The organism is Candidatus Caldatribacterium sp. (assembly GCA_014359405.1).
Lineage (GTDB): Bacteria > Atribacterota > Atribacteria > Atribacterales > Caldatribacteriaceae > Caldatribacterium > Caldatribacterium oleiphilum.
The window spans coordinates 1-2,111 of sequence record JACIZN010000183.1 but is presented as its reverse complement, the minus strand read 5'-3'; the positions used below and the strand labels follow the sequence as shown (position 1 = coordinate 2,111).

The window sequence follows — 2,111 nt, the reverse complement described above, 5'->3', positions numbered from 1 at the left end:
CCGCAAACGCCTTCACAATCTCGTCACGTGTTTCCTTCTGCATGGTAGCTTTCCCTCCTTTCGAAAGCCTTTTCCAACGGGAAGGCTACCATGCTGCCCCACGGACACACTTTCTGAGACACCACCGTGAGAGGGGAAAAGAAAAAAGAAAGGTTAAGTGTTGGGAAGAGGAAACACTCTGGATTTTTCTTCAAAAACTCTACCACAGGGGGGATGTGCTCGATGGGATGGCGTAAAGCGTTGGTACTTTGTGTCTCCTTGGTCTTCGTGCTGGGGTTTGTGTTTGGGGCTATTGCTCAGGAAGGTGCTTCAGAGCTTGAGATTCAGACTGCAAACGCCGCTTTTGAAGCTGCAGACAAAGGGAATCCAGATCCGGCATGGAAAGGACAGAAACTCACCATTGCTGTGTACTCTGCAGGACCTCGAGGCGCAATCTCTGGACCTCTGTACTTCTGGCGTCCTTACTTTGAAAAGCTCACCGGCGCTACTTACGATATCGTAGAGATTCCCTTCGGTGAATTGCGGGAAAAGATTTTCACCGACCTCATGACTGGTACCGGCACCTACGACATCATCGTCGGACCAAGCTGGTTCTACGGCGACTACATCATGAATGACTGGATTGTTCCCGCTCAGGAATTCATCAACGATCCTCGTATGCCCAAGTGGGAACCTGAGTCCATCGCCCTCCCAATTCGGGAGCTCTACATGTGGGGTGACAAACTCGTTGGTTTCAACAATGACCACGATGGGCAGGTCATCTACTACCGTCGGGACATTCTGAATGATCCAAAGTGGCAGGAAGAGTTCAAGAAAGAGAAAGGCAAGGACATGCCCACTCCTCCATGGACCTGGGAAGAGGTCTACGAGATCTGCGACTTCTTCAACGGCAAGGACTGGAACGGCGACGGAGAACCGGACTATGGAATCAGCATGCATCTTAAGGTTGGCGGGCAGGGCTTCTTCCACTTCATGGCCCTTTCGGCACCATATGTTGTTTCTCCAGCTCCGGGAGATGATCCAGCGAAAGTAACCCGGTACCACAACGTGTACTGGTTCGACCCTGAGACCATGGAGCCTCTGGTGAACACTCCTGGTTTTGTTGAGGCACTCAACATGCTCATCAAGCTCTCAAAGACCGGACCCTCTGCCATGTTCGGCTGGAGCCTTGGTGAAGCGTGGGATGCCTTCCTGCGGGGCAAGGCCGTCATGTGCTGGTCCTGGGGCGACGTGGGTTCTCTGGCTCAGCTCCCTGATCGTTCCGCCATCCAGGGCAAACTCGGCGTTGCTCCTATCCCCGGAAGCGAGAAGTACTACGATCTCGAGACCAAGCAGTGGGTGAACAAGAAGAACTTCGTTGCCAACACGGTGGGTGCTTCCTGGCACGGCGTGATTTCGAAGTACTGCAAGAACAAAGAGCTCGCTGCTTACTTCCTCTCCTGGCAGGCAACACCGCAGATTAACCACTGGAACGTTGTCTGGGGCTGGACGGGTGTCGACCCAGGAACGACTTACGACTTCCTGCAGCCCACGGGTAAGGCCACCATTGAGGAGTACGTGGCAACCGGGTACGATGCTGAGGATGCCCGCCAGTTCGTGACTGCGTACGAGGAAATGTGGACCAAGTACCCGCTGCGGCAGACCTACCTCCGTATCCCAGGAACTCCGGAAATGTGGGAAGTGTACGATATCCACCTTTCCGAGGCTGTGACTGGGCAGGTCTCTCCAGAAGAAGCGCTCAACCGTATTGCTGAGGAATGGAAAGCCATTGTGGAACGGTACGGGAAGGATACCCTGAAGAAGATTTACCAGGAAGCCATCGGGTACAAGCCTGAGTGACGGATTGGAGTGTTTGAGGGGGAAGGGGCTTTGCCCCTTCCCCCTTCTTTTGTGCCTGAGGAAGGAGAGTGGAAAATGCGGAGAAGGCGGAGAGAAAAGGGTAATTCTTTTGTGATCCCTGCGATTTTCTGGGTCCTTGCTTTTACGATTTTCCCGCTGGTTTACTCTTTCCGGGTGAGCCTTTCTAAGGTGCTCTACGGGAAACTCGCAGGGTTTGCCGGAGCGAGCAATTACCTTCGGATGTTTGGCGATTACCGTTTCTGGGGTACACT

2 protein-coding genes are annotated in these 2,111 nt (G+C 53.5%); both read left to right on the top strand.

The features are described 5' to 3' along the window. Window positions 1–222: 222 nt before the first annotated feature. Window positions 223–1,839 carry an extracellular solute-binding protein gene (locus H5U36_10170; protein ID MBC7218471.1) on the top strand — a complete coding sequence of 539 codons (1,617 nt, stop codon included), beginning with the start codon at window positions 223–225 and terminating at the stop codon, window positions 1,837–1,839. Between the two features lie 75 nt (window positions 1,840–1,914). Continuing rightward, the coding region (locus H5U36_10165; protein MBC7218470.1) for a sugar ABC transporter permease at window positions 1,915–2,111 on the top strand (197 nt) is incomplete at its 3' end.